Source organism: Haemophilus haemolyticus M19501 (genome assembly GCF_000222025.1).
In the GTDB taxonomy this organism is placed as follows: domain Bacteria; phylum Pseudomonadota; class Gammaproteobacteria; order Enterobacterales; family Pasteurellaceae; genus Haemophilus; species Haemophilus haemolyticus_G.
The window spans coordinates 1-25,503 of the sequence record NZ_AFQO01000010.1; the positions used below are offsets into that span (position 1 = coordinate 1).

Here is a 25,503-nt window from a genome sequence, read left to right on the forward strand (position 1 = left end):
AAACTTTCCCTTTATATTTAAACGCTTTCTAGTGGGCGATTAGCTCAGTTGGGAGAGCACCTCCCTTACAAGGAGGGGGTCACTGGTTCGAGACCGGTATCGCCCACCACTTAAAAGTGTTTAAATAAACCGAAAATTTAGGGTTTTGCCTTAATATTATCGGGCGATTAGCTCAGTTGGGAGAGCACCTCCCTTACAAGGAGGGGGTCACTGGTTCGAGACCGGTATCGCCCACCACTTTATTTTCAAATTATCCAAATAATTTCCTTTTCCCGTTCAATCTATTACGTTTACGTGATAAAGTGCGCAGACATTGTCATGTCTCATTTTAGTCTGTTATGCATCATAAGGAAAATTCATGATCGCTTATATTTTCTTAGCTTTATTCACGATTGCGGCAGTGATTTTTATCGTAAACTCCCATTATCGTTGGACTTATTTCTTTGCTATTACGCTTTTTACTTTTTTATTTGGTGGCATGCTTATGGTTTCTGGCCAATGGCAACGTGCTTTAAATTTTTCATCTGTGCTTTTTGTAGTGCTGATGTTATTTCACCGTTTAAAAATTCATTATTACAAACAGCCTTTGTTAATTTCAGATTTCTTTCTTGTGGTAGATTGGCGAAATTGGGAAACCTTAATTCATTATAAAGGTGCGTTGCTTGGTGTTATTGGGCTACTTGCGTTATTAGGTTATGCAATTTTTGGTTTTAATAATGTCGAGTCTTTAGGACTATTAGGCTACGAAATTGGGGTGTTATTGTTTATCGTTAGCTTTAGCTTGATGTGGCATTATTCTAAAAAGCCAAGTGCGGTGCAAGTTTGGTTAGATTCTTTGCCCGATGATGGTCGAGATGTGTTTTTAAATTTACCAATGTCTTGCCGCGGTATTTTTTTCAAGGTGCCAAATTTTGATGGCAATAGCCAAAATTTTATTGAGAAAATGACCGCACTTTCACCTGATACAAACAAGGTATCTGAAACAAAACCCGATATTGTGGTGACATTAATGGAATCCACGCTGAACCCTCATCAATTTGCTTTTAGTCAGCAATCTATTCCACCACTTTCCATGTTTGAACCTCAAAATGATACGGTATTTGCTTCGCCGTTGCGTGTACATACTTTTGCTGGCGCCACCTGGAAATCAGAATTTGCTTTTTTAGCTGGTGTGCCTTCGACCGATTTTGGCGCGTTAGCAAGTGGTGTGTTTTATTCTGTTGTACCGCACTTGCAATCAGGTTTAGTGAAAAATCTAAAAGCTCAAGGATATTTTTGTGTTGCCTTGTCGCCTTTTACAAAAGGTAATTACAATGCGAAATCCGCTTATGATCATTTCGGGTTTGATTTTATGTTACAGCCGCAAGATCTTGGTTATCCTGCGCCTATCAGTAAAAATCTTTGGGATATTAGTAGTGAAGAAATGATGAAGTACACCCGAATGATTTTGGAAAAACAACATCCTGCGTTAGAAAATGTAGATCAGCCGATGTTTGTTTATGTATTGACTATGCGTGAACATGGTCCATACGAATTGGGCATGGAAAATATATTTAATCTTCAAATGCCTAATTTAGGGGCTAAAAGTATTTCTGCATTGAATGACTATACTCAACGTATTGTTGCATTGAATGATGCGATTGAAGGAATGAATAACTATTTACAAGAACGTAAAAAGCCTTTTGTGCTAGGGTATTTCGGCGATCACCAAGTGGCATTTGATAATGCGATCCCTCCGAAGAAAGGGGATTATGCACAGCCCGATTATGTGACACAATTTGTTGTAAGAAGTAATTGTGCGAGTCAATTTAAGCAAGAACAAAAGTTTTTAGATCTTGCTTTTGCTGGAGGCGTCTTGATGAATGTAGCAGGATTATCAGCAGAAGATGAATTTATGAAAGCGAATATGGCAATGTGTAAACTAAGTCACGGAAAATTGGAGGATTCTTCTGATATTCAGCTACTCAATGATTATCGCCATTATTTATATCAAACATTGGCGATTGCCAGATAATTTTCTTATAGATCGAGCATTATTGCTCGATCTGCTCGCCAATTTCATCTAAGGTTGAAGCTAATTGCGCACCAACTAATACCACAAGCCAACTTATTTGAATCCACAATAACATAATTGGTAAAGTTGCCATTGCACCGTAAATTAATTGATAAGAGGGAAAAGTGACGATATACCAAGTAAATGCTTGTTTACCAAGAGTGAAAAAAATCGCGGCAAGAAATGCACCGTAAGCTGAATGCTTAATTTTCACTTTTTTATTCGGTACAACCGTATAAATAAGCGTAAAAATAAACCAAGTAAATAAAAAAGGCACAAAACTGAGCAATTTTAAGCCTAATGATAAATGTTCCGATTGCTCAAACATTATTTTAATATACGAACTAATCCCAATGCTCACGCCAATAATAAGTGGGCCAAGTGTCAAAATCATCCAATAAATCGCAAAAGAAGAAAGTGGAGAGCGAGATTGACTATTGTGCCAAATACTATTTAGTGTTCGGTCGATGTTATTAATTAGCATCAAGGCAACGGCAATTAAACTCACAATTCCCACCGCACTCATTTTCTTTGAGTTTGATACAAATTGATCGATATATTCGCCCACCATATCACTCGCTGATGGTGCAAAATTAGTAAAAATCATTTCTTTTAATTCTCCCGTCACTTCATTGAATACAGGAAAAGCAGAGAAAATAGAAAAAATAACCATAACTAAAGGAACTATTGCTAACATTGTGCTATAAGTCAATGCACCAGCGACTTGATTAAGTTTATTTTCTGAAAAACGTTTCCAAAATAATAATCCAAAATTTTTTAATGAAATCATAGAAATCCTCCACAACAATGTTTAAATTTTTTACCCGAACCACAGACACAAGGTTGTTTCATTGTCGGTAATGATACGGTCGGATCAACAAAATACCAACGATCTTCAATTTTCACAAAAATTGACCGTTCTTGATGGGCTTGCTCACATTCTTCGCCTTGAAAAATCGCCTTAAATTCTACCGCACTTTGAGTTTTTGTAAGGCTTTCCGTTTTTAGAATTTCTAATCCTAGCCACGTAGTGTTGTCCGCCCATTCTTGCAATAACCTAGGCTCTAATAAAGTTTGTTGGCTTGGCACAGTTGTTACAACAATATAGGGAATATTTTTTAACACATAAGCCGTATAACGTGAACGCATAAGTTGCTCTGCCGTTTCGGGAAATGCTTGTCTCAAATGAAATTTGCCACAACAATCTGCGTAATGATGACTAGATTGACATGGACAGTCCTCTGAAAGTGCGGTTGAAATTTCTGACATATTTATCCCTGTTGTTTGAATTTCGATATTTGCGATCGAATTGAGCGTTTAAAGGCTTCAGCTAATACTTCAATCTCTAATGCTGCATCTAATTCAGCTTCATTTTCGGGCGCAGATAACAAGCGATTTAAATGACGAATTGTTATTTGCGGATAAGGACGGGCGAGTAATTTTAGTTCATCCTTTTGCTTAATTGTTCCTGTTTCAATAATACGAACATACCATCCACTAAGCCCAGTTTGATAAACAATATCGCGAGTATCTTCGTTTTCCGTGTTTTTTGATAAACGCTCACAAGGTTTACGTGGCTGAGATACTTCTAAAATGGTTGAGCCGATTTGATAACGATCGCCAATGCAGACATTGTCTTCATTTAAGCCTGACACAACAAAATTTTCTCCGTATGTAGCAGTTTCCATATAAGAAAAATCTTTATTTAATAAAGTATTTAATTCATTAAAAGAACCTGCCGACATAAAAAAGAGAGCTTTATCTACACCACCGTGATGTTTTTTTAAACCCACGTCGTTTCCTTCCGCACCAAGAGAATGAATTTTTACCGATGGCACAACTTTTTTACGAATCGCACTTTCATACTGGCTTCCATCGGAAAAGGTTAGGGTTTCAACTTGCCCCACTTTTATGACTAAAATTTTTGCATTCATTTTATTTTTCGCTTGCTCTAGAAAAAATTTACGTGGAATTATAACCGAAAACGTTTAACTTTTTGACCGCACTTCTTTTTTTACTTATTATTCGTTATCAGAAAAACAAAAAAGAAATAATGAAAATGTTTGAAAGAGAAAACAAAATTTTCTAAAAATATTTTATTTCTTTTCTTTAAAATAAGATTTTTCCTAAGGGCGAAATCATCACGTTCAATGATAATAAGGAGATTTATTATGTCAGACGTATTTCACTTAAACCTCACTAAAGCACAACTTAAAGGTGCAACACTCGCTATTGTTCCTGGTGATCCTGCGCGTAGTGAGCGTATTGCTAAACAACTTGATAATCCAGAGTTTCTTGCTAGCACGCGTGAATTTACTTCATGGTTAGGTTATCTTAATGGACAACCTGTTGTGGTATGTTCTACAGGTATTGGTGGGCCATCAACATCAATTTGTGTAGAAGAACTTGCTCAACTTGGTGTTCGCACTTTCTTACGTATTGGCACAACGGGTGCGATTCAACCGCACATTAATGTAGGCGATGTTCTTATCACAACCGCTTCTGTTCGCTTAGATGGCGCAAGCCGTCATTTTGCGCCGTTAGAATATCCAGCTGTAGCAAACTTTGAATGTACAACCGCACTTTATAATGCAGCAAAAGCAAAAGGTATCGAGCCTTATGTAGGCGTAACTGCATCATCTGATACATTCTATCCAGGTCAAGAGCGTTATGATACCTATAGCGGTAAAGTATATCGTGATTACCAAGGTTTGCTTAAACAATGGCAAGATTTGAATGTGATGAACTATGAAATGGAATCATCAACATTGTTTACCATGTGTAGCGCATTAGGTTTGCGTGCTGGGATGGTTGCGGGCGTGATTGTAAACCGCACTCAACAAGAAATTCCAAATGAAGCAACAATGAAACAAACGGAAGAAAAAGCGGTGTCTGTTGTGATCTCAGCTGCGCAGGCGCTGTTAAGTTAATGTTTTTTAATTGAAAGAATAAAGCCTTGTTTTCACAAGGCTTTATTATTAGGTCTAAAAAGTATTATTCAGCACTACAGAATCATTTTCACTAATTTATCCGCTTTAATCCGTGCAAATTTTTTCAAAAGTTTTTGCACTGGTTCTGGGTATTGATTCAATTCTTCTAATTCAGAGTAATGTTTTAATACTTTTGTATGTTGGCGAATTTGGTTTTGCTCTTTTTCCACTTGAGCTAAAAGCTGTTGTTGTGGATCGTAAATTAATAAGCCATTTTCTGCATCCAAACGCCATGCTCTAGGGTTAAGATTATTGCCCGTAAGTAAAATATAACGATCATCTACCCACACACCTTTCAAGTGGTAGGTATTATCGCCATCACGCCATAAACGCACTACAAGCTGACCATTTTCAATTTGAATCTCAAATTTTTCACAGAAACGGCGAAGATTACTTTCATAAAGATAAGGTAACGCCCCCGCCATTTTGAATGGTTGTTCTGGTGGAATATAAAAATCGTTTGCGACTTTATCGCCAACAATAATTTCTACTCGTTTACCATTTTCCAATAACGTTGCTATTTTATGTTGCAATGTGCGTGGGAAATTAAAGTATGGCGTACAAATCACCAATTTTTCTTGTACTTGCAAGAATAAATCTTCAATTACTTGATTTAATTCATTGCCTGATGCGCCTAAGCCAAACAGTGGCGATATGCTTAAAACATTCGGTAATTTCACCGCACTTTTTAATGAATATTCTCCATTTTGAGCAAGGTCTTTACGATAAGCGCGAATATTGCCGCGGATCTCTTTAGTTCTAGGGCGGTTGGTCACATCAAGTGGATAAACTGCACTGAAATCTAACAAGTAATCATTGATGAAATTCACCATCGAATCAGCCAATTCTGCATTAACAATTTTTTGATAGCGGTCGTAACGATATTTTTCAAATTGATGAAGATAGACATTATTAATACTTGCACCGCTATAAAGCACCGTATCATCAAATACAAAGCCTTTAACGTGCAATACACCAAAAACTTCTCTCGTGTTAATTGGCACGCCAAAGAACATATTCGGATCATCTGGTAACTGATAAGTTTGGCGTTGCTCGCAATACCAATCTGCATTAGTTGCCGATTTTTCCGCACCTAATAAATTGCGTTGTGCACGATGCCAATCTATGAGAATTTTTACATCCAAGTGTGGATTTTCTTGCTTCACGCGATAAATTTCATCGAGAATTTCCTGCCCTGCTTCATCTTTTTGCCAATAAAGTGCGGTGACATAAATACGTTTTTTTGCGTTTCTGATTAATTCAATAATTTGAGTTTTAAATTCAGTCGGGCTACCCAAAAATTCAATTTGCTCAGCTTGCAAAGCAAGGAATGGCAAATTATTTAAATTTTGTTCAGCTCGTTTGGTTTTATTGATTAACATAATCCATCTCGTGATTAAAGACTAGTGCGTTAGTTTACAATATTTCACGTGCTTATTAATAGAAAAAAGGCTTTTTTTCGTTATAATGCTCACAAATTTTAGCATTTTTTGGCTAAAAAATATTCATTTTTACTCAAGGAAACCCTATGAACGACAAACGCAAACCGTCTTTTCAATCCGCCGGCAGATCCTTTCAAGAACGCTCAGTAGGTGAAAAATACAGAGAAAAACCAACTCAAAATCGACCGCACTCTAATGATAAATTTAATGGAAATAGAAACGAAAAATCTCGTTTTTCTCGTGATAAACAAGAAGTGAAAGAAACTAAAATTACGCAACTTTCTTTATCTCGTGCGCCATCAAATAAAAATGTAGAACAACCTAAGGTTCAAGTGACGATAAAAAGTACGGGTACAGTTTATAAAACAAAAGAAAAGAAAACGGGTGCGCTTTCTCCTCGAGCACCTGAAAAAATTAAGAAAAACCGTGCGGAAGAAATGAAGGTTTACGGTGAAAATGCCTGTTTAGCTTTATTTTCTGAACGCCCTGAAAGTATTGTTCGATTGTGGGCAACCGTACAAATGTCACACAAAATTGGTGAGGTATTGAGTTATTTAGCTGAAAACAAAAAGGCTTATCATATTGTAGATAGCGAAGAATTAGCGCGAGTGAGTGGAACAGAACATCATGGTGGCATTTGCTTATTAGTGAAGAAACCGCGTGCTTTCACGTTGCAAGGATATTTGGATATTCCTCGTGAAGAAGATTGTTTAGTGCTATTGGACAACGTGAATAATGCACAAAATATCGGTGGGGTATTGCGTACTTGTGCTTATTTTGGTGTGAAAAATATTGTCGCCGATAATGTGGAAAATCTGTATTCGGCAGCCTCAATGCGTGTAGCAGAAGGTGGCGCGGAATATATTCGTGTGTTAGAAACGGATTATATTGATTTCGCTTTAATGCAATTGCGTAAATCAGGCTATCAAATTATTCACGTATCGCACAATAAACAAGGCGAGCCGTTGGATAAAGTGCGGTTAAAAAATAAAGTGGTTTTTGTGCTAAGTGAAAGTTCTACGGAAAGTTTAGCGACGCCAGAAGACACGCAAGTGCGTTTAACGCTCGCAAGCCCAATTAAATCAGGCTTAAACATTGCAGTGAATGCGGGTGTGTTGTTAGCTAAGTGGTATTTTAGATAGTGTATGATTAAAGGGGAAAATGATTTCCCCTTTAAAATTTCAAATAAAAGTCTTTAGTCAATTCAATAAACGCTTCCGTGTATTGATTATCCTCATCATAAATCACCAATTGATCTTGCATTAAAACTTGGGGCTGTTTGGCAAAGGTAAGTAGCATTCTTTGTGGCGTTTTTCCCACTTTAGTAATGACATTTGTCTGTTTTATGCAAAAAAGTGCGGTGGATTTTATGAGCGTTTTCCCCGCATCATAAGGCAACACAAAACTTATTGTTCCATTTTCCGATAAACACGTGGCAGCCCATTCTAACCAATTTAAGTGGCTTTGCTTGGTATAACGAGCCAATTCTCTTTCCTCATTTTTACAAGCAATACCTTGTTCAAAATAAGGTGGATTTGCCACAATTAAATCAAAGGTTTGTTCAGTGGTTTGTAAAAAATGTTGTATATCTGTTTGAATAAGTTGGATACGATTTTTCCACACTGAATTGTTGATGTTTTCTTGTGCTTGTTTTGCTGCAATGGGATCCAACTCAACCGCTTGAATTTGGCAGTTTTCTTCTGTTCGTTGAGCCAACATTAGAGACAATAATCCTGTGCCACTGCCCATATCTAAAATATTTTTACAACGTTTTACATCAGCCCAAGCACCTAACAAAATGCCATCAGTGCCGACTTTCATTGCACAAGAATCTTGATTGATATGGAATTGTTTAAAGGTAAATCCGCTCATAAATTTTTCGTAAATTGACCGCACTTTCAGGTATAATCCCCACTAATTTTAACAAAGAACCGCACAATAATGAATTTATCCCAATTTGAACAATTCGATCTTTCTCCTGAACTTTTAAAGGCGCTTGAGAAAAAAGGTTATTCCCGCCCAACAGCTATTCAAATGGAAGCCATTCCTGCCGCAATGGAAGCGCGTGATGTATTAGGCTCTGCACCAACGGGAACAGGGAAAACGGCTGCTTTTTTATTACCTGCGCTACAACATTTATTGGATTATCCACGCCGTAAACCAGGCCCACCGCGTATTTTGGTATTAACGCCAACCCGTGAACTGGCAATGCAAGTGGCTGAACAAGCGGAAGAATTAGCACAGTTCACTCATTTAAATATTGCGACAATTACAGGTGGCGTGGCATATCAAAATCACGGTGATGTATTCAACACTAATCAAGATTTGGTGGTGGCTACGCCTGGTCGTTTGTTGCAATACATTAAAGAAGAAAATTTTGATTGCCGTTCCGTTGAAATGCTGATTTTTGACGAAGCCGATAGAATGTTACAAATGGGATTTGGGCAAGATGCGGAAAAAATTGCGGCTGAAACCCGTTGGCGGAAACAAACCTTATTATTTTCTGCAACATTGGAAGGGGAGTTATTGGTCGATTTCGCGGAGCGTTTATTGAATGATCCTGTGAAAGTAGATGCGGAACCAAGTCGCCGCGAAAGAAAAAAAATCAACCAATGGTATTATCACGCAGACAGCAATGAACACAAAATCAAATTGCTCGCGCGTTTTATTGAAACTGAAGAAGTGACTCGTGGAATTGTGTTTGTTCGCCGTCGTGAAGATGCACGAGAACTTTCTGAAACATTGCGTAAACGAGGTATTCGTTCTGCGTATTTAGAAGGTGAAATGGCACAAACTCAACGTAATAATGCGATTGATAAATTGAAATCAGGTCTTGTGACGGTATTGGTTGCAACGGATGTGGCGGCGCGTGGTATTGATATTGACGATGTAAGCCATGTAATGAATTTTGATTTGCCGTATAGTGCGGATACTTATTTGCATCGAATTGGACGTACCGCGCGAGCAGGTAAAAAGGGCACGGCGGTCTCTTTTGTCGAAGCCCATGATTACAAGTTACTAGGTAAAATCAAGCGCTATACCGAGGAAATTTTAAAGGCGCGCGTTTTAGAAGGTTTAGAACCTCGCACTAAGCCACCAAAAGATGGTGAAGTGAAATCTGTAAGCAAAAAACAAAAGGCTCGTATTAAAGAAAAACGCGAAGAAAAGAAAAAAACAGAAGCAAAGAAAAAAGTAAAATTGCGTCATAAGGATATGAAAAATATCGGCAAACGACGTAAGCCAAGTAGCAGTAATATTTAATTAGGGGTGATTTAAATTTTGTTCGAGGCACATTTTTGCGTGGGAAATTTCTCGATATTGCTTTAACGTTTTTTTTATAATAGAATTTGAACCCAACATAGTAGAAGTATATACTCAATTATGCTTATGCTTATGCTTGTATAGTATAGTTTTACTTTGTTCTAGTTCAATTTAATAACCCTAAATAATTAAGGATTCCTTATGAAAAAAAATTTATTAAAACAGTCTGTAATTGCTGTGTTAGTTGGTGGTGCTGTTTCTGGTTCTGCTTTGGCTCAAGAGATTAATACAATGGATAATAGTGGTGCAGCCTTTACTAAGGGTATTCGAAATTCAATTGTTGCTTCTATTCAAGGAAATTCGCAAATTTTAAATGGCTTTAAAAAAGACGAAAAAATTCTTGCTGTTAATGATAGTGGTAATTTAGAAGAAAGAAATGCAACTGAAGATGATGTAAACTCAGATCCATTGAAAGGCAAAGGGGTTGTGAACTCTGTTTTAGAAAACCAAGCTGGTATTAAAGCAAATGCAGATACTATTGAGTTCTTAGGCGAGATTACAGAAAGTAATATTAATAGTCTGAAAAATAGAGTGGCTGATAATGAAGTTGATATCGAGGATTTAAAAACGAATTTAACCACATTAGGTGAGAGTACAAATACTGCAGTTAGCAATTTGGGAGAATATATTCAAAATGTAGATCAAGATGTTGCTGAATTAAAAGAAACTGTTTTGGGCAATAACGGGTTACTTGATACAGTTGATTCACATACTGATGCTATTGCTGATCTGCAAAATCGTAATGATTACCGTGATTTAAATACTGTAAGAAATTTAGTGAATGGCACAGAAACTCATTTGCAAGAACATATAGATAATGAATTTTCTGATTTAGTTGATGCTGTAGGTGAAATTGAAGGTACTGTAGAAAAAAATACCTCACGTATTACAGATATTCGTAATAAACAACTTCTTCAAAATACTCGTTTAAGTAATCATAGTGACAGAATTGGTGCGAATGAAGCTGCAATCGCAACTAACAAAGATAACATTACAGCTAACAAAACTGATATTGAAGCTAATGCAGCAAATATTACAGCTCACACTCAACGTCTTGATCATTTAGATAACAGAGTAAATAACCTTAATAAAGATCTTAAACGTGGTCTTGCTGCTCAAGCTGCATTAAATGGTTTATTCCAACCGTATAACGTAGGTAAATTAAATCTTACTGCTGCTGTAGGTGGTTATAAATCTCAAACTGCAGTTGCTGTAGGTACTGGTTATCGTTATAACGAAAATATCGCGACTAAAGCAGGTGTTGCTTTCACTCGTGGTGGCAGCGCAACTTATAATGTTGGCGTAAACTTTGAATGGTAATTAGATAACTAATTTTCCATAACAGAAAAAAATAAATACCTGTTTTTGAATAATATCAGAAACAGGTATTTTTTATGGGCAAGGAATTTATTAAGGAATCTTAGATATAAACTGAAAAGAGTGCGGTAAATTTATAATATGATTTTACAGTCTAGTTTTTTCGCCACCAAATTCATCCAATAAATTTTCGGTGAGTTTAGCTAAAATACCAGTCATCAGTACAAAATCTGCATCGAAACGCTGTGCAAAATCTTCTTTCAGAATATCATCATTTTTTTCGCGTACACTATCTGTAAATTTTAAACGTTTGAGGGTGCAATCCTCGTTAAAAAAGAAAGTTAAGGTATCCTCCCATTCTAAGGCTAATTTGCTTACTACTTTTTTGCCATCTTGTAGAAGTGCGAGAATTTCTTCATTTTCTAAGGGTTGTTTTTTACAACGAATAACGCTGTCTTCCTGACTGCCACGAAGCTCGGCTTCTTCTAATGCAAGTAACCAATGCGGTAAGCTATCTTGAAGGATCCAATTCGTTAAAATCGTGCTGGGTTCATTAGCAAAGGCTAAAGGCACGACAGGAAGCGAACCTAAGGATTTGCGCAGTAATGCGAGCGCATCTTCCGCGCGTTTACTCGATGCGGCATCAACATGAACAAGATTATTTTCTGTATCAATCCATAGTGCCGTATGCTGATTTTTACTGAACGCACGAGGTAATAAATTCATAACAACATCATCTTTTAATGTCTGTTTTTCTACCTTTTTAAGTTTGCGATTTTCTTTTTGTTCAAGGCTTTCAATGCGTTCATCAAGTTCACGTTTGACCACATTTGCTGGCAAGGTTTTTTCTTCTTTTTTGGCGATTAATAGAATTTGTTTTCCAACAGAAAAATAGAGTAAATCAGCGCCTCGTAATGGGGCTGACCAGCCAAATTTACTTTGATCTTGAGCACCGCAAGGGTGGAATTGACAATCTTCCAGTTGAGTTTGTAGCTGTGCAAGATCCCAATCTAGCGGTTTAGTCAGCCTATAAGTCATTAAATTTTTGAACCACATCGTAACACTTCCTTCAATATAGGGTAGAATGTGCGGCATTATAGCCCATAAAAGTAGGAAAAACGATGCAACACAAATTGATTGCCTTTATTGGCGGCGGCAATATGGCGCAGGCTATTATTCTTGGATTATTGAAACAAGGTTATCCTGCCGAGCAAATTATTGTGAATGATCCGAATGAGGAAAAAAGAGCATTTTTTGCTAATCTTGGCGTGGCAACTTCAGAAAATAATGCGGAAAGTGCAACCAAAGCTGAGGTTGTGTTGCTTGCGGTAAAACCTCAAATGATGGCTTATGTTTGTTCGCCATTAAGTGCGGTGGATTTTTCCGATAAATTATTAATTTCCATTGCTGCGGGTATTTCAACTGAACGTTTGAACACATTAATTCCAAGTATAAAATCTATAGTGCGCGTCATGCCAAATACGCCTGCATTGGTGGGGGAAGGCATGGCGGGTTTATTTGCACCGAAAAATACGAGTGAAAATTACCGCACTTTTGCACAAGATTTATTGGGCGCTGTGGGAAGAACGGTTTGGGTAGATGATGAAACTCAAATGCACGCAGTAACCGCAGCTTCAGGAAGTAGCCCAGCCTATTTCTTTTTGATGCTGGAAGCGATGCAGCAAGCCTTAATCAAAATGAATATTGATGAGAAAACTGCCCGTGAATTAGTGCAGCAATCCATGCTTGGTGCAGCAAAAATGGTGGCTGAAAATCCGCAAATTGCGCTTTCAACTTTGCGTGAAAATGTTACCTCGAAAGGTGGCACCACTGCGGCAGCGTTAGCGGTATTTGATGCACAACATTTTAATCAAACAATAGAGCAAGCTATGCAGGCTTGTTTGTCTCGTTCACAAGAAATGGAAACTTTATTCTGATGCAAGTTCGTCCTTTTTATTGGCTCGCCCTGAGCTTTCTAGGTTACTACTGCACTTATGGTGTGTTTTTGCCGTTCTTCCCAGCATGGTTGAAATCGCAACAATATGGCGAAGAAATGATTGGTTTGGTGATCGGGAGTGCTTATATTTTCCGATTTGCGGGCGGATTATTTTTTTCATCGCTGATTAAAAAAGCCAATCATATTATTAATTCCTTACGCCTATTGGCGTTAGCATCGGCCATTATTATGGCGGCTATGAGTTTAGTTGCACATAATTTTTGGCTGTTATTTATTGCTATCGGTTTATATGCCTCTGTGAATTCAGCGGGAATGCCGATTGGGGATTCGTTGGCATCCACTTGGCAACGCCAAATCGGCTTGGATTACGGTAAAGTACGTTTGATTGGCTCTGCTGCTTTTATTCTTGGTGTAGTGGTGTTCGGCGGCATGATTGGTTGGGTTGGCGAGCAAAATATCGTGTGGATTTTAACCGCACTTTTATCTTTCTATACCATCATTCAGCTTTTAAAACCGACCATTCCCCCGAAAGATGAAATACCTGAAGGCGGCGCTCAAAATGATGTTGGTTTTATTGCTTTACTGAAAAATCCTATTACATTACGAGTCATGATAGCTGTAGGGCTGATTCAAGGCTCTCATGCAGCTTATTATGTTTATAGCACGATTTATTGGACAAGCATTGGAATTTCTGTTTCACAAACTAGCTTACTTTGGGGCATTGGCGTATTAGCGGAAATTGTATTATTTTTCTTTTCTCGTCGCTTATTTCAAAATATTTCTATCAGTGTGCTGCTTTATATTTCTGCGCTTGCGTGCATCGGACGTTGGGCTGTAATGGGATATATTGAAGATTTTTGGTTGATATTCTTATTGCAACTTATGCACAGTTTAACCTATGCCGTGTGCCATTATGCGATTGTTCGCTATATCACGACCCAGCCACAAAGCCATATTGCGAAATTACAAGGTTTGTATAATGGTTTATCCAATGGTGTGTTAATTGCCATTTTCACTGCGATTGCTGGTATGATTTATCCAACTTCCCCGTCGATGACATTTGTATTTATGAGTATCATCGCGGCTGCAGCATTTTCTGTGATTCCACGCAAGTTAAATGCCTTTTTGATTGTTCAGCATAAATAGGACGCATCGCTTCCTTGTAGAAAAGTAATATGAAAAATCTTGCGCTTATTGATTTGTTTCTTAATGAATATTGGATTGAAAAAGGGCTTTCAGAAAATACCGTTCAATCTTATCGTTTGGATTTAACCGCACTTTGTGATTGGTTGGATAAAAATGACTTGTCTTTGGAAACCTTAGATGCTGTAGATTTGCAAGGTTTTCTGGGTGAACGTTTGGAGAAAGGTTACAAAGCTACGAGCACCGCGCGAATGTTAAGTGCAATGCGTAAACTTTTCCAGTATTTATATCGGGAAAAATACCGAGTTAATGATCCAAGTGCGGTGCTAAGTTCGCCTAAATTACCCAGTCGCTTGCCAAAATATTTAACTGAGCAACAAGTGTCTGATTTGCTCAACACGCCAGATGTGGACGTGCCTTTGGAATTACGTGATAAAGCAATGTTGGAGTTGCTTTATGCAACGGGGCTTCGTGTGACGGAGTTAGTTTCGCTGACGATTGAAAACATGAGCGTGCAACAAGGTGTGGTGCGAGTGATTGGTAAAGGTAATAAAGAGCGTATTGTGCCAATGGGAGAGGAGGCTGCCTATTGGGTTCGTCAATTTATGCTTTATGGTCGTCCTGTTCTCTTAAATGGGCAGAGTTCTGATGTTGTTTTTCCAAGTCAGCGCGCACAGCAAATGACTCGTCAAACTTTCTGGCATCGTGTAAAACATTATGCCATTCTCGCAGATATTGATGCTGATGCACTTTCCCCTCACGTTCTTCGCCATGCTTTTGCTACGCATTTAGTGAATCATGGTGCGGATTTACGCGTGGTGCAAATGTTGCTAGGGCATACAGATTTATCTACAACACAGATTTATACTCATGTGGCAAAAGAGAGATTGAAACGATTGCATGAAAGATTTCATCCTCGAGGATAGATAGGTCTAACAAGGCTTTACATGCTAATTGTGGTTTTCTAATTGAGTTCATTAACCAAATCAGGTAAACTACCGTCCCGTCTTTGATAGCTAGTTATCTTCGATTTTTGACCGCACTTTTGGTTGATTTTGTCTGTAAGATGATTAGCTATAATCATTTATATCCCAATACAGATTAGGTTCCCTATGGCTACAAATTATATTTTCGTCACTGGCGGTGTGGTTTCATCGTTAGGTAAAGGCATTGCGGCAGCATCATTGGCGGCAATTTTAGAAGCTCGTGGTTTAAACGTAACCATTATGAAATTAGATCCATATATTAATGTGGATCCAGGTACGATGAGCCCAACCCAGCACGGGGAAGTTTTCGTCACTCAAGATGGCGCTGAAACAGATTTAGACTTAGGTCACTATGAGCGTTTTATCCGCACGAAAATGACTAAACGTAATAACTTCACCACAGGTAAAATTTATTCTGAAGTATTACGTAAAGAGCGTCGCGGCGATTATCTTGGTGCAACAATTCAGGTGATTCCACATATCACCAATGAAATTAAAGATCGCGTCATTGCAGGCGCTCAAGGTCACGATGTTGTGATTGTTGAAGTGGGCGGTACCGTTGGGGATATTGAATCACTCCCATTCTTAGAAGCATTACGTCAATTAGCCGTTCAAGTTGGTCGTGAACATACGTTATTTATGCACTTAACTCTAGTGCCTTATATTCCAACGGCGGGTGAAGTAAAAACTAAACCAACTCAACATTCTGTAAAAGAATTGCTTTCTATTGGTATTCAACCTGATGTGTTGATTTGCCGTTCAGATCGCATGATTCCACCAAATGAACGTGCGAAAATTGCTTTATTCTGTAACGTTTCAGAACGCGCAGTCATTTCATTAAAAGATGTAAATTCGATTTATCAAATCCCCGCATTATTAAAATCTCAAGGTTTAGATGATTTTGTCTGTGAACGTTTCCGTTTAACTTGTCCTGAGGCCGATCTGTCTGAATGGGAGCAAGTGCTTTACAAACAAGCCAATCCAGTGGGTGAAGTAACCATTGGTATGGTAGGTAAATATACAGAGTTACCAGATGCCTATAAATCTGTAAATGAAGCATTGAAACATGCAGGTTTAACGAATCGTTTAAGCGTTAACATTAAATATATTGATTCCCAAGATGTTGAAACCAAAGGTGTTGAAGTATTAAAAGGCATTGATGGCATTCTTGTTCCTGGTGGATTCGGTTATCGTGGTGTGGAAGGCAAAATTCGTACCGCACAATATGCACGTGAAAACAAAATTCCTTACTTAGGCATTTGCTTAGGTATGCAGATCGCATTGATTGAATATGCACGTAATGTAGCGGGTTTAACTAAAGCAAATTCATCTGAATTTGATAAAGATTGTGAACAACCCGTGGTTGCATTAATCACGGAGTGGCAAGATGCGGATGGTAATACTGAAGTACGTACCGATGAATCTGATCTTGGCGGAACAATGCGTTTAGGCGCACAACAATGTCATTTGGTGTCAGGCAGCCGCGCTCGCGAGCTTTATGGCAAAGAAACCATTGAAGAGCGTCATCGTCATCGCTATGAAGTGAACAATACCTTGCTTCCACAAATTGAAAAAGCAGGATTGAAAGTAACGGGCTTATCTGCAGATAAAAAATTGGTAGAAATTATCGAAGTGCCAAATCATCCTTGGTTTGTCGCTTGCCAATTCCATCCAGAATTTACCTCTACGCCTCGTGATGGCCATCCGTTGTTTGCAGGCTTTGTAAAAGCAGCTTATGAAAATCATAAACAATCTGTGAAGTAATAGATTAAATTAGAGTAAAAAGAGCGGTGAGAAACGACGAATTTTTTCACCGCTCTTTTATTTTGTAAAAATAGATAAAGATCAAAGCATACGCATTTTTTACAAGACAAAATCTCAAAATAGCTTTATTATATCGCCTGTTTTAGGCTCGCCTAACCCGTTTTAATTAACTTAATTGAGGAAAATAAAAATGGCAAAAATCGTTAAAGTGATTGGTCGCGAAATCATCGACTCACGCGGTAATCCAACTGTTGAAGCTGAAGTTCATTTAGAAGGTGGTTTTGTTGGTTTAGCCGCAGCTCCATCTGGTGCATCAACTGGTTCTCGCGAAGCATTAGAATTGCGCGATGGTGACAAATCTCGTTTCTTAGGTAAAGGCGTATTAAAAGCTGTAGCAGCAGTAAACGGCCCAATTGCTGAAGCAATTCTTGGTAAAGATGCGTCTAACCAAGCTGAAATCGACCAAATCATGATCGATTTAGACGGAACCGAAAACAAATCTAACTTTGGGGCAAACGCAATCTTAGCGGTATCTTTAGCAAACGCAAAAGCAGCGGCCGCATCTAAAGGTTTACCACTTTACGCTTACATCGCTGAACTTAACGGCACACCAGGCGTTTACTCTATGCCATTACCAATGATGAACATCATCAACGGTGGCGAACACGCAGATAACAATGTCGATATTCAAGAATTTATGATCCAACCAGTGGGTGCGAAAACGTTACGTGAAGCACTTCGTATCGGTGCTGAAGTATTCCACAATCTTGCAAAAGTATTAAAATCTAAAGGCATGAGCACGGCAGTTGGCGATGAAGGTGGTTTCGCACCAAACTTAGCCTCTAACGCAGACGCTTTAGCATGTATCAAAGAAGCAGTTGAAAAAGCAGGTTATGTATTAGGTAAAGATGTAACCTTAGCGATGGACTGCGCATCTTCTGAGTTCTACAACAAAGAAACTGGCAAATACGAAATGAAAGGCGAAGGTCGTTCATTCACTTCTCAAGAGTTCACACACTATCTTGAAGAATTAACTAAACAATACCCAATCGTGTCTATCGAAGATGGTCAAGATGAATCTGACTGGGAAGGTTTTGCATACCAAACTAAAGTGTTAGGCGACCGCGTTCAATTAGTGGGCGACGACTTATTCGTAACTAACACCAAAATCTTAAAAGAAGGTATCGAAAAAGGTATCGCAAACTCTATCTTAATCAAATTCAACCAAATCGGTTCTTTAACTGAAACTTTAGCGGCAATCAAAATGGCTAAAGATGCAGGTTACACCGCTGTAATCTCTCACCGTTCAGGCGAAACCGAAGATGCAACTATTGCTGATTTAGCGGTTGGTACAGCAGCAGGTCAAATCAAAACTGGTTCTATGAGCCGTTCTGACCGTATTGCGAAATACAACCAATTAATCCGTATCGAAGAAGCATTAGAACGTGCTGGCACTCCAGCTGCATTCCCAGGCTTAAAATCGGTTAAAGGTCAAGCGTAATTCACGCTGAATTTACTGTGAAATCTCACCGCACTTTGTATAAAAGTGCGGTGTTTTTATATCTAATATTTAAAGGAAAGGGAATGTTACATTTAACTTTAGAGGACGAACTCTTTTTAGGAACGCCAAAGCAAGTGGGAACACATTCTACGGTATTTGAGCATTTTGCTGTAATGTTTGAAGATGACGGCGAAACAGGCTATTTTTATGCACTTGATATGCGTCAAAATGCTCAACCGATAGTAGATATATTGCACGTGTATAATGTTGATTCAACCTCTAATCATCATGAAGCACGCAAACTTGAAATTTGTTGGGATGAGAGTGGTTATTTAGCCTTGTTGCTTATTAATGGCTATCCTCATGCCGTATTTGATTTTGCCCGTTTAGTCGGCTATAACAGCAATAAATATCCACAACCAGATTTAATGAGCATGTGGACTCGTGAAGAAATTACTAATAAACAAGCCGAGCAATGGCTAGGCGTGAAAACCATTCGATAAAAATTGAGAACAATGAAAAAGAAAAATCAGATTTTAGTTAGTTTATCTATTGTGGCCTTATTAGGAGGCTGTTCAGAAGAACAAGTACAACGTGATGTGTATCAGTCTTTAGACGATTGTTTAGCTGATTGGAAAAAAATTGAGCTTTGTGAGGCAGATAAAAATACCGAGAGTACTCAGAAAACTGAAACTACACCACAGCAGGGGCTTGGTTTAAATATTCGTGATAATGGTAATGAAGAAAGTGCGGCAAAAAATCCAACTGAAAATAATGCACAAGCTAATCAAAGCGAGAACAGTGCTGAATCAACTGCAAAAGCTGAAAGTACCGATCCTTCTTTAGGAGCTGCGATTGCTGGTGGCGTTATGGGGTATATGGCGGCTCGTGCAATTAGTAGTTTCCTTGGCCCAAGCTATCATCCTGGAAATCGAGCCGTTACCACGCCAACAGGGCAAGTTGTGCAACCGCAAACAAATCGTTCTGTTGGAAAACCAATGCTTGTGAAAGGAAATGCAGGAAGCATGAATAGTAAACCTGTATCTCGTGGTGGTTTTAGTAGCCCAAATAATACTAGTCGTAGCAGTGGGGGCTAAATGAAACGTGTAACAGGGTTTCCTACTCGGCCAGATATGGTGCAACAGCTACTTAATGTTGGATTTGATTACTATAACTTGCCTTCTAGTGATGGATCTCATTATTGGTCTGATAATGTCGCCTATGAATTTACCTTAGCGGAAATTGATCGCATTGAGGATACCACTAATGAATTACATTCAATGTGTTTAGATTTTGCGGCGGATGAAATTAAAAAAGGCGATTATGAAAATTATCGTTTTACGGAGTTGCAAAAACAGCTTATTGAAACCTCTTGGCGTAATCAAGATCCTTATTTATATGGACGCTTTGATTTTGGCTATGATGGCGACAACCTAAAAATGTTTGAATATAACGCCGATACGCCAACATCCTTGTTGGAGGCTGCGGTTGTTCAATGGCAGTGGCTGGAACAAATTGAGGGCTTAAAACACCGTGATCAGTTCAACTGGATTCATGAAGAATTAATAAAACATTTCCAATTTTTGAAACAACAAAGCGGTAAAACAGATTTCCATTTGAGTGCCATGCAAGATGCTGGCCGTGAAGATTGGGGCAATGTGGATTATTTAGCTGATGTGGCTTATAACGCTGGTTGGAATATTCATCAATTAGCGGTAGAGGATATTGGCTACAACAGCGAAACAAAAAAATTTGTAGATTTAAATGATCAACCTATTGAAATGTTATTTAAATTGTATCCGCTGGAATGGCTAAGCCACGCTGAGTTTGCTCGCCATATTACAACGGCTGAAACGCGATTTATTGAGCCTGCGTGGAAAATGTTGTTAAGTAATAAAGCACTATTGGCAAAACTTTGGGCGCGTTATCCTAATCATCCGAACTTATTGCCTGCTTATTTTACGCCTTTCGAACTACCAAAAGATTTATCAATGTGGGTGAAAAAACCATTGTTAGGTCGAGAAGGTGCTAATATCTTCTATTATGAGAAAAACAATGGTGTAGAATTTGCAGCGAAAGGAAGCGAACACTCTACGTTTTATGGTAATTCAGGTTATGTTTATCAACAAAAATTTGAATTACCGAGTTTTGATGGAATGTATCCAATTATCGGCTCTTGGGTTGTGGGGGATGTGGCTTGCGGTATGGGATTACGCGAAGATTTTACTGTCGTCACTGGCAATGACAGTCATTTTGTCCCGCATTATTTTGTGCCTTAATGTGTCCTGAGTATTACTAAAATAACTAGAAAACTAACCGCACTTTTGTCTTTTTTGATAAAAGTGCGGTTTATTTTTTGTGGATTTTATCTAACCTGAAATGTGTATAGCGTATTTTCTTTAACAAATCTTGTAAAAAATCAAATTTTGTTGAAATAAATAGTAGTTTTCTTTGCAATACTAGGGGAGGAGAGTAAAATGGTGGCCGTTGTAGAAGTATTTGAAGTTGTAAACCTATTAGAAGTATTAAATTTTCATTCACTTTTTCAATATTTGGAGTTTGATTATGGCATCAGAAAATCAAAAACTGTCTTCTGTTGCGCTCACAGCTGTTGAAGCAACGGATTATGCAGAAAATACAGCGACTTATAAAGCAAATAAACGTCCATTTTTATCGTTTATGTCCGGTATTAGCGCTGGTGCTTGTATTGCCTTAGCCTTTGTATTTTACACGACAACACAAACTGCTAGTGCAGGCGCACCTTGGGGATTAACCAAGTTAGTAGGTGGATTAGTCTTCTCCTTGGGCGTAATTATGGTGGTGATTTTAGGATCTGAATTATTCACCTCTTCTACTTTAACCTTAGTTGCCCGCGTAGGCGGAAAAATAACGACAACCCAAATGATTCGAAATTGGATCGTAGTATATTTGGGTAACTTCGTTGGTGGTTTATTTATTGCGGCTGTTATTTGGTTTGGTGGACAAACCATGGCAGCAAATGGCCAATGGGGTTTAACAATTCTTGCAACCGCCCAACATAAAATTCATCACACTTGGTTTGAAGCTTTTAACCTAGGTATTTTATGTAACATTATGGTGTGTGTGGCGGTTTGGATGTCTTATTCTGGTAAGACTGTTACAGACAAAGCATTTATTATGATTATGCCGATTGGTTTGTTTGTTGCGTCAGGATTTGAACACTGTGTGGCTAATATGTTTATGATTCCGATGGGAATTATTACCGCACATTTTAGTACACCTGAATTTTGGCAACAAATCGGCGTTGATCCGATGAAATATGCAGATTTAGATTTGTATCATTTCATTGTGAAGAATTTAATCCCTGTAACGTTGGGAAATATTGTCGGCGGGGCAATTTGTATTGGTGTATTCCAACGTTATTTAACCAAAACTCATTAAAGATTTACTTATTTATTAATTAACAAAGGAAATGACTATGTCAGAACTTAATGAAGCGCAAAAATTGGCGTGGGCTGGTTTTGCTGGTGGTGATTGGCAAGAAAATGTCAATGTACGTGACTTTATCCAAAAAAACTATACCCCGTATGAAGGCGATGACTCTTTCTTAGCAGGTCCAACTGAAGCAACAACTAAGCTTTGGGAATCTGTGATGGAAGGTATTAAAATTGAAAACCGTACTCACGCGCCATTAGATTTTGATGAACATACGCCATCTACCATTATCTCTCACGCACCAGGTTACATTAACAAAGACTTAGAAAAAATCGTTGGTCTTCAAACTGATGAACCTTTAAAACGTGCCATTATGCCATTCGGTGGTATCAAAATGGTGGAAGGCTCATGCAAAATTTACGGTCGTGAATTAGATCCTGAAGTGAAAAAAATCTTCACTGAATATCGTAAAACCCACAACCAAGGTGTATTCGATGTTTATACGCCAGATATTTTACGTTGCCGTAAATCTGGTGTATTAACTGGTCTTCCAGATGCTTATGGTCGCGGCCGTATTATCGGTGACTACCGTCGTGTAGCGCTTTACGGTGTTGACTTCTTAATGAAAGATAAATACGCACAATTCTCTTCTTTACAGAAAGATTTAGAAGATGGCGTAAATCTTGAAGCAACAATTCGTTTACGTGAAGAAATCGCAGAACAACACCGTGCACTTGCTCAAATGAAGCAAATGGCGGCAAGCTATGGTTATGATATTTCTAACCCAGCAACTAATGCTCAAGAAGCTATTCAATGGATGTACTTTGCTTATCTTGCTGCAATCAAATCACAAAATGGTGCTGCCATGTCATTCGGTCGTACCGCAACCTTTATTGACGTGTACATTGAGCGTGATTTAAAAGCAGGAAAAATTACTGAAACTGAAGCGCAAGAATTAGTTGACCATTTAGTAATGAAACTCCGTATGGTTCGTTTCTTACGTACTCCTGAATACGATCAATTATTCTCTGGTGACCCAATGTGGGCAACTGAAACCATCGCAGGTATGGGTTTAGATGGCCGTACATTAGTAACTAAAAATACATTCCGTATTTTACACACTCTTTACAACATGGGTACTTCTCCAGAACCAAACTTAACGATTCTTTGGTCTGAACAATTACCTGAAAACTTCAAACGTTTCTGTGCGAAAGTATCGATTGATACCTCATCAGTTCAATACGAAAACGATGATTTAATGCGTCCAGACTTCAACAATGATGACTACGCAATCGCATGTTGTGTATCACCAATGGTTGTGGGTAAACAAATGCAATTCTTCGGTGCGCGTGCAAACTTAGCGAAAACATTGTTATACGCAATCAACGGCGGTATCGATGAAAAATTAGGTATGCAAGTAGGTCCGAAAACTGCACCAATTACTGATGAAGTATTAGATTTTGATACAGTAATGACCCGTATGGACAGCTTTATGGATTGGTTGGCTAAACAATATGTGACTGCCTTAAACATCATCCACTATATGCACGATAAATATTCATACGAAGCCGCATTAATGGCGTTACATGACCGTGATGTATTCCGTACCATGGCTTGCGGTATCGCGGGTCTTTCTGTTGCGGCTGACTCACTTTCAGCAATCAAATATGCGAAAGTTAAACCAGTTCGTGGCGACATCAAAGATAAAGATGGTAATGTTGTTGCAACTAACGTAGCAATCGACTTTGAAATCGAAGGTGAATATCCACAATATGGTAACAACGATAACCGTGTTGATGATATCGCTTGCGACTTAGTTGAACGTTTCATGAAGAAAATTCAAAAACTTAAAACTTACCGCAATGCAGTGCCTACACAATCTGTATTAACCATTACTTCTAACGTGGTTTATGGTAAGAAAACTGGTAATACCCCAGATGGTCGTCGTGCTGGTGCACCATTCGGACCAGGTGCGAACCCAATGCACGGTCGTGACCAAAAAGGTGCGGTAGCATCATTAACTTCTGTTGCTAAACTTCCATTTGCTTATGCGAAAGATGGTATTTCTTATACCTTCTCAATCGTACCAAATGCGTTAGGTAAAGATGCAGAAGCACAACGTCGTAATCTTGCTGGCTTGATGGATGGTTACTTCCACCACGAAGCAACTGTTGAAGGTGGCCAACACTTAAATGTGAACGTGCTAAATCGTGAAATGTTGTTAGATGCAATGGAAAATCCGGATAAATATCCACAATTGACTATCCGTGTATCTGGTTACGCAGTACGTTTCAACTCTTTAACTAAAGAGCAACAACAAGACGTCGTAACCCGTACATTTACTGAGTCTTTCTAAGTAAATAATATTATGTTTTAATATAAACTACTCACAGACTAGTTTTGTGAGTGGTTTATTTTTATATATAGGAGAGCAAATTATGCTAACAGTTATTGCCCAATTTTCAGTAAAAGCGGACAAAATTAATGATTTTCTAACTCAATGCCAAGAATTAATTAAGCATACTCGTCAAGAAACAGGATGCGTATCTTATGAATTACAACAAAATAGTGAGCAGGCTAATCATTATGTTTTTATTGAGCAATGGAAAAGCAAAGCCGACTTAGAACAACATTTTGTAACGCCACACTTTACCTCAATTGTACCTGTATTGGTCGAGTATTGTGAACAAGCGCCAGTGGTGCAAACCTTTCAAAAAGTCAGCGAATAATGACCGCACTTTGATAAATATATTTTAATTATGAGCCTGATTTAAATCAGGCTCATTTTTTATAGACTAAATCTTTGGTAAAATTCAGCTATATCTAATTTTAGGAAATTTATGTATGTCAGTTCTTGGAAGAATTCACTCTTTTGAATCCTGTGGTACGGTAGATGGGCCAGGTATTCGTTTTATTTTATTTATGCAAGGCTGCTTGATGCGCTGCAAATATTGCCACAATCGTGATACTTGGGATCTTGAAGGTGGTAAAGAAATCAGTGTCGAAGATTTAATGAAAGAAGTCGTGACTTATCGCCATTTTATGAATGCGACTGGCGGTGGTGTTACGGCGTCTGGTGGTGAGGCTGTGTTACAAGCAGAGTTTGTGCGCGATTGGTTCCGTGCTTGTAAAGCAGAAGGGATTAATACTTGCTTGGATACAAATGGTTTTGTGCGTCATTATGATCATATTATTGATGAATTATTGGATGTAACAGATCTTGTTTTACTCGATTTAAAAGAGCTTAATGATCAAGTTCATCAAAATCTTATTGGGGTACCCAATAAACGTACCCTTGAATTTGCAAAATATTTGCAAAAACGTAATCAACGTACATGGATTCGTTATGTTGTGGTTCCTAGTTATACTGATAGCGATCACGATGTGCATTTATTAGGTCAGTTTATTGAGGGTATGACCAATATTGAAAAAGTTGAACTTCTTCCTTATCATCGATTAGGTGCGCATAAATGGAAAACCCTTGGGTTAGATTATGAGCTTGAAGATGTATTACCGCCAACCAAAGAATCGTTAGAGTATATTAAAATAATCCTAGAAGGTTATGGACACACTGTAAAATTCTAGAATAAATGCTAGCTAACATAAGGAGTAAAT

At 38.3% G+C, this 25,503-nt stretch carries 23 protein-coding genes and 2 tRNA genes; 19 read left to right on the plus strand and 6 right to left on the minus strand.

The genetic code is table 11. From position 1 onward, the window contains the following. Positions 1-33 precede the first annotated feature (33 nt). The 3 genes from GG9_RS0108785 (at position 34) to lpt6 (ending at position 2,014) form a co-directional block, all read left to right on the plus strand. Positions 34-109 (plus strand) — tRNA-Val (locus tag GG9_RS0108785). Between the two features lie 52 nt (positions 110-161). Further along, positions 162-237 (plus strand) — tRNA-Val (locus GG9_RS0108790). A gap of 121 nt (positions 238-358) precedes the next feature. After that, complete coding sequence (gene lpt6, locus GG9_RS02910) at positions 359-2,014, plus strand: phosphoethanolamine transferase Lpt6 (protein ID WP_005631994.1); 1,656 nt, start codon at positions 359-361, stop codon at positions 2,012-2,014. A gap of 19 nt (positions 2,015-2,033) precedes the next feature. Here lpt6 and GG9_RS02905 read toward each other — a convergent pair whose 3' ends face one another. Genes GG9_RS02905 through GG9_RS02895 form a run of 3 tightly spaced genes read right to left on the minus strand, consistent with a single transcriptional unit; the run spans position 2,034 to position 3,987 of the window. Further along, positions 2,034-2,843: a virulence factor BrkB family protein gene (locus GG9_RS02905; RefSeq protein WP_005631996.1), complete on the minus strand. Its 810-nt coding sequence runs from the start codon at positions 2,841-2,843 to the stop codon at positions 2,034-2,036. Next, on the minus strand, positions 2,840-3,322 hold the full coding sequence (locus GG9_RS02900; RefSeq protein WP_005631998.1) for a YchJ family protein: 483 nt from the start codon (positions 3,320-3,322) through the stop codon (positions 2,840-2,842). Before GG9_RS02900 ends, GG9_RS02905 begins: the two co-directional genes overlap by 4 nt. 2 nt (positions 3,323-3,324) lie before the next feature. Continuing rightward, on the minus strand, positions 3,325-3,987 hold the full coding sequence (locus GG9_RS02895; RefSeq protein ID WP_005632000.1) for an MOSC domain-containing protein: 663 nt from the start codon (positions 3,985-3,987) through the stop codon (positions 3,325-3,327). Positions 3,988-4,224: 237 nt separating this feature from the next. Here GG9_RS02895 and udp point away from each other — a divergent pair, with 237 nt between their 5' ends. Continuing rightward, positions 4,225-4,983: a uridine phosphorylase gene (udp, locus tag GG9_RS02890; RefSeq protein ID WP_005632002.1), complete on the plus strand. Its 759-nt coding sequence runs from the start codon at positions 4,225-4,227 to the stop codon at positions 4,981-4,983. A gap of 74 nt (positions 4,984-5,057) precedes the next feature. On the opposite strand, the gene pssA is transcribed toward udp, so the two are convergent. Further along, positions 5,058-6,425 carry a CDP-diacylglycerol--serine O-phosphatidyltransferase gene (gene pssA, locus GG9_RS02885; protein ID WP_005632004.1) on the minus strand — a complete coding sequence of 456 codons (1,368 nt, stop codon included), beginning with the start codon at positions 6,423-6,425 and terminating at the stop codon, positions 5,058-5,060. A 146-nt stretch (positions 6,426-6,571) separates the two neighbouring features. Between pssA and GG9_RS02880 the strand changes: the two genes are divergently transcribed. After that, positions 6,572-7,627, plus strand: coding sequence for a tRNA/rRNA methyltransferase (locus GG9_RS02880; RefSeq protein WP_005632006.1), 1,056 nt, complete (start codon positions 6,572-6,574; stop codon positions 7,625-7,627). A gap of 31 nt (positions 7,628-7,658) precedes the next feature. Here the strand turns inward: GG9_RS02880 and GG9_RS02875 are convergent, their stop codons facing one another. Beyond that, positions 7,659-8,357: a tRNA1(Val) (adenine(37)-N6)-methyltransferase gene (locus tag GG9_RS02875; RefSeq protein WP_005632007.1), complete on the minus strand. Its 699-nt coding sequence runs from the start codon at positions 8,355-8,357 to the stop codon at positions 7,659-7,661. Positions 8,358-8,426: 69 nt separating this feature from the next. Between GG9_RS02875 and srmB the strand changes: the two genes are divergently transcribed. Both srmB and GG9_RS09710 read left to right on the plus strand, forming a co-directional pair. Beyond that, a complete protein-coding gene (srmB, locus tag GG9_RS02870; protein ID WP_005632008.1) occupies positions 8,427-9,746 on the plus strand; it encodes an ATP-dependent RNA helicase SrmB in 1,320 nt (439 codons plus the stop codon). A 201-nt stretch (positions 9,747-9,947) separates the two neighbouring features. Further along, positions 9,948-11,126 carry a YadA C-terminal domain-containing protein gene (locus GG9_RS09710; protein ID WP_005632009.1) on the plus strand — a complete coding sequence of 393 codons (1,179 nt, stop codon included), beginning with the start codon at positions 9,948-9,950 and terminating at the stop codon, positions 11,124-11,126. A 144-nt stretch (positions 11,127-11,270) separates the two neighbouring features. On the opposite strand, the gene rdgC is transcribed toward GG9_RS09710, so the two are convergent. After that, positions 11,271-12,179 (minus strand): recombination-associated protein RdgC, encoded by a 909-nt coding sequence (gene rdgC, locus GG9_RS02865; RefSeq protein WP_005632010.1) that lies wholly within the window; start codon positions 12,177-12,179, stop codon positions 11,271-11,273. A gap of 65 nt (positions 12,180-12,244) precedes the next feature. Here rdgC and proC point away from each other — a divergent pair, with 65 nt between their 5' ends. The 12 genes from proC (at position 12,245) to pflA (ending at position 25,473) form a co-directional block, all read left to right on the plus strand. Further along, positions 12,245-13,060, plus strand: coding sequence for a pyrroline-5-carboxylate reductase (proC, locus tag GG9_RS02860; protein WP_005632011.1), 816 nt, complete (start codon positions 12,245-12,247; stop codon positions 13,058-13,060). After that, complete coding sequence (locus tag GG9_RS02855; RefSeq protein ID WP_005632012.1) at positions 13,060-14,226, plus strand: 3-phenylpropionate MFS transporter; 1,167 nt, start codon at positions 13,060-13,062, stop codon at positions 14,224-14,226. The genes proC and GG9_RS02855 overlap by 1 nt, the downstream gene beginning before the upstream one ends. Positions 14,227-14,255: 29 nt before the next feature. After that, a complete protein-coding gene (gene xerD, locus GG9_RS02850; protein ID WP_005632013.1) occupies positions 14,256-15,149 on the plus strand; it encodes a site-specific tyrosine recombinase XerD in 894 nt (297 codons plus the stop codon). A gap of 186 nt (positions 15,150-15,335) precedes the next feature. Next, positions 15,336-16,973: a glutamine hydrolyzing CTP synthase gene (pyrG, locus tag GG9_RS02845; RefSeq protein WP_005632015.1), complete on the plus strand. Its 1,638-nt coding sequence runs from the start codon at positions 15,336-15,338 to the stop codon at positions 16,971-16,973. 190 nt (positions 16,974-17,163) lie between these two features. Next, entirely contained in the window at positions 17,164-18,474 is a 1,311-nt protein-coding gene (eno, locus tag GG9_RS02840) for a phosphopyruvate hydratase (protein ID WP_005632016.1), read from the plus strand. A gap of 83 nt (positions 18,475-18,557) precedes the next feature. Beyond that, the gene (locus tag GG9_RS02835) at positions 18,558-18,977 is read left to right on the plus strand and encodes a DUF2251 domain-containing protein (protein ID WP_005632017.1); all 420 of its coding nucleotides are present in this window, start codon (positions 18,558-18,560) and stop codon (positions 18,975-18,977) included. A gap of 12 nt (positions 18,978-18,989) precedes the next feature. Beyond that, complete coding sequence (locus GG9_RS02830) at positions 18,990-19,571, plus strand: DUF1190 domain-containing protein (RefSeq protein ID WP_005632018.1); 582 nt, start codon at positions 18,990-18,992, stop codon at positions 19,569-19,571. After that, positions 19,572-20,753 carry a glutathionylspermidine synthase family protein gene (locus GG9_RS02825; RefSeq protein WP_005632019.1) on the plus strand — a complete coding sequence of 394 codons (1,182 nt, stop codon included), beginning with the start codon at positions 19,572-19,574 and terminating at the stop codon, positions 20,751-20,753. It abuts the gene before it with no gap. Between the two features lie 286 nt (positions 20,754-21,039). Further along, positions 21,040-21,894, plus strand: a complete 855-nt coding sequence (focA, locus tag GG9_RS02820; protein WP_005632020.1) for a formate transporter FocA — start codon at positions 21,040-21,042, stop codon at positions 21,892-21,894. Between the two features lie 37 nt (positions 21,895-21,931). Then, positions 21,932-24,244 carry a formate C-acetyltransferase gene (pflB, locus tag GG9_RS02815; protein WP_005632021.1) on the plus strand — a complete coding sequence of 771 codons (2,313 nt, stop codon included), beginning with the start codon at positions 21,932-21,934 and terminating at the stop codon, positions 24,242-24,244. Between the two features lie 82 nt (positions 24,245-24,326). Then, entirely contained in the window at positions 24,327-24,617 is a 291-nt protein-coding gene (locus tag GG9_RS02810; protein ID WP_032825111.1) for a putative quinol monooxygenase, read from the plus strand. A 115-nt stretch (positions 24,618-24,732) separates the two neighbouring features. Next, entirely contained in the window at positions 24,733-25,473 is a 741-nt protein-coding gene (pflA, locus tag GG9_RS02805; RefSeq protein WP_005632024.1) for a pyruvate formate lyase 1-activating protein, read from the plus strand. Positions 25,474-25,503: the final 30 nt, after the last annotated feature.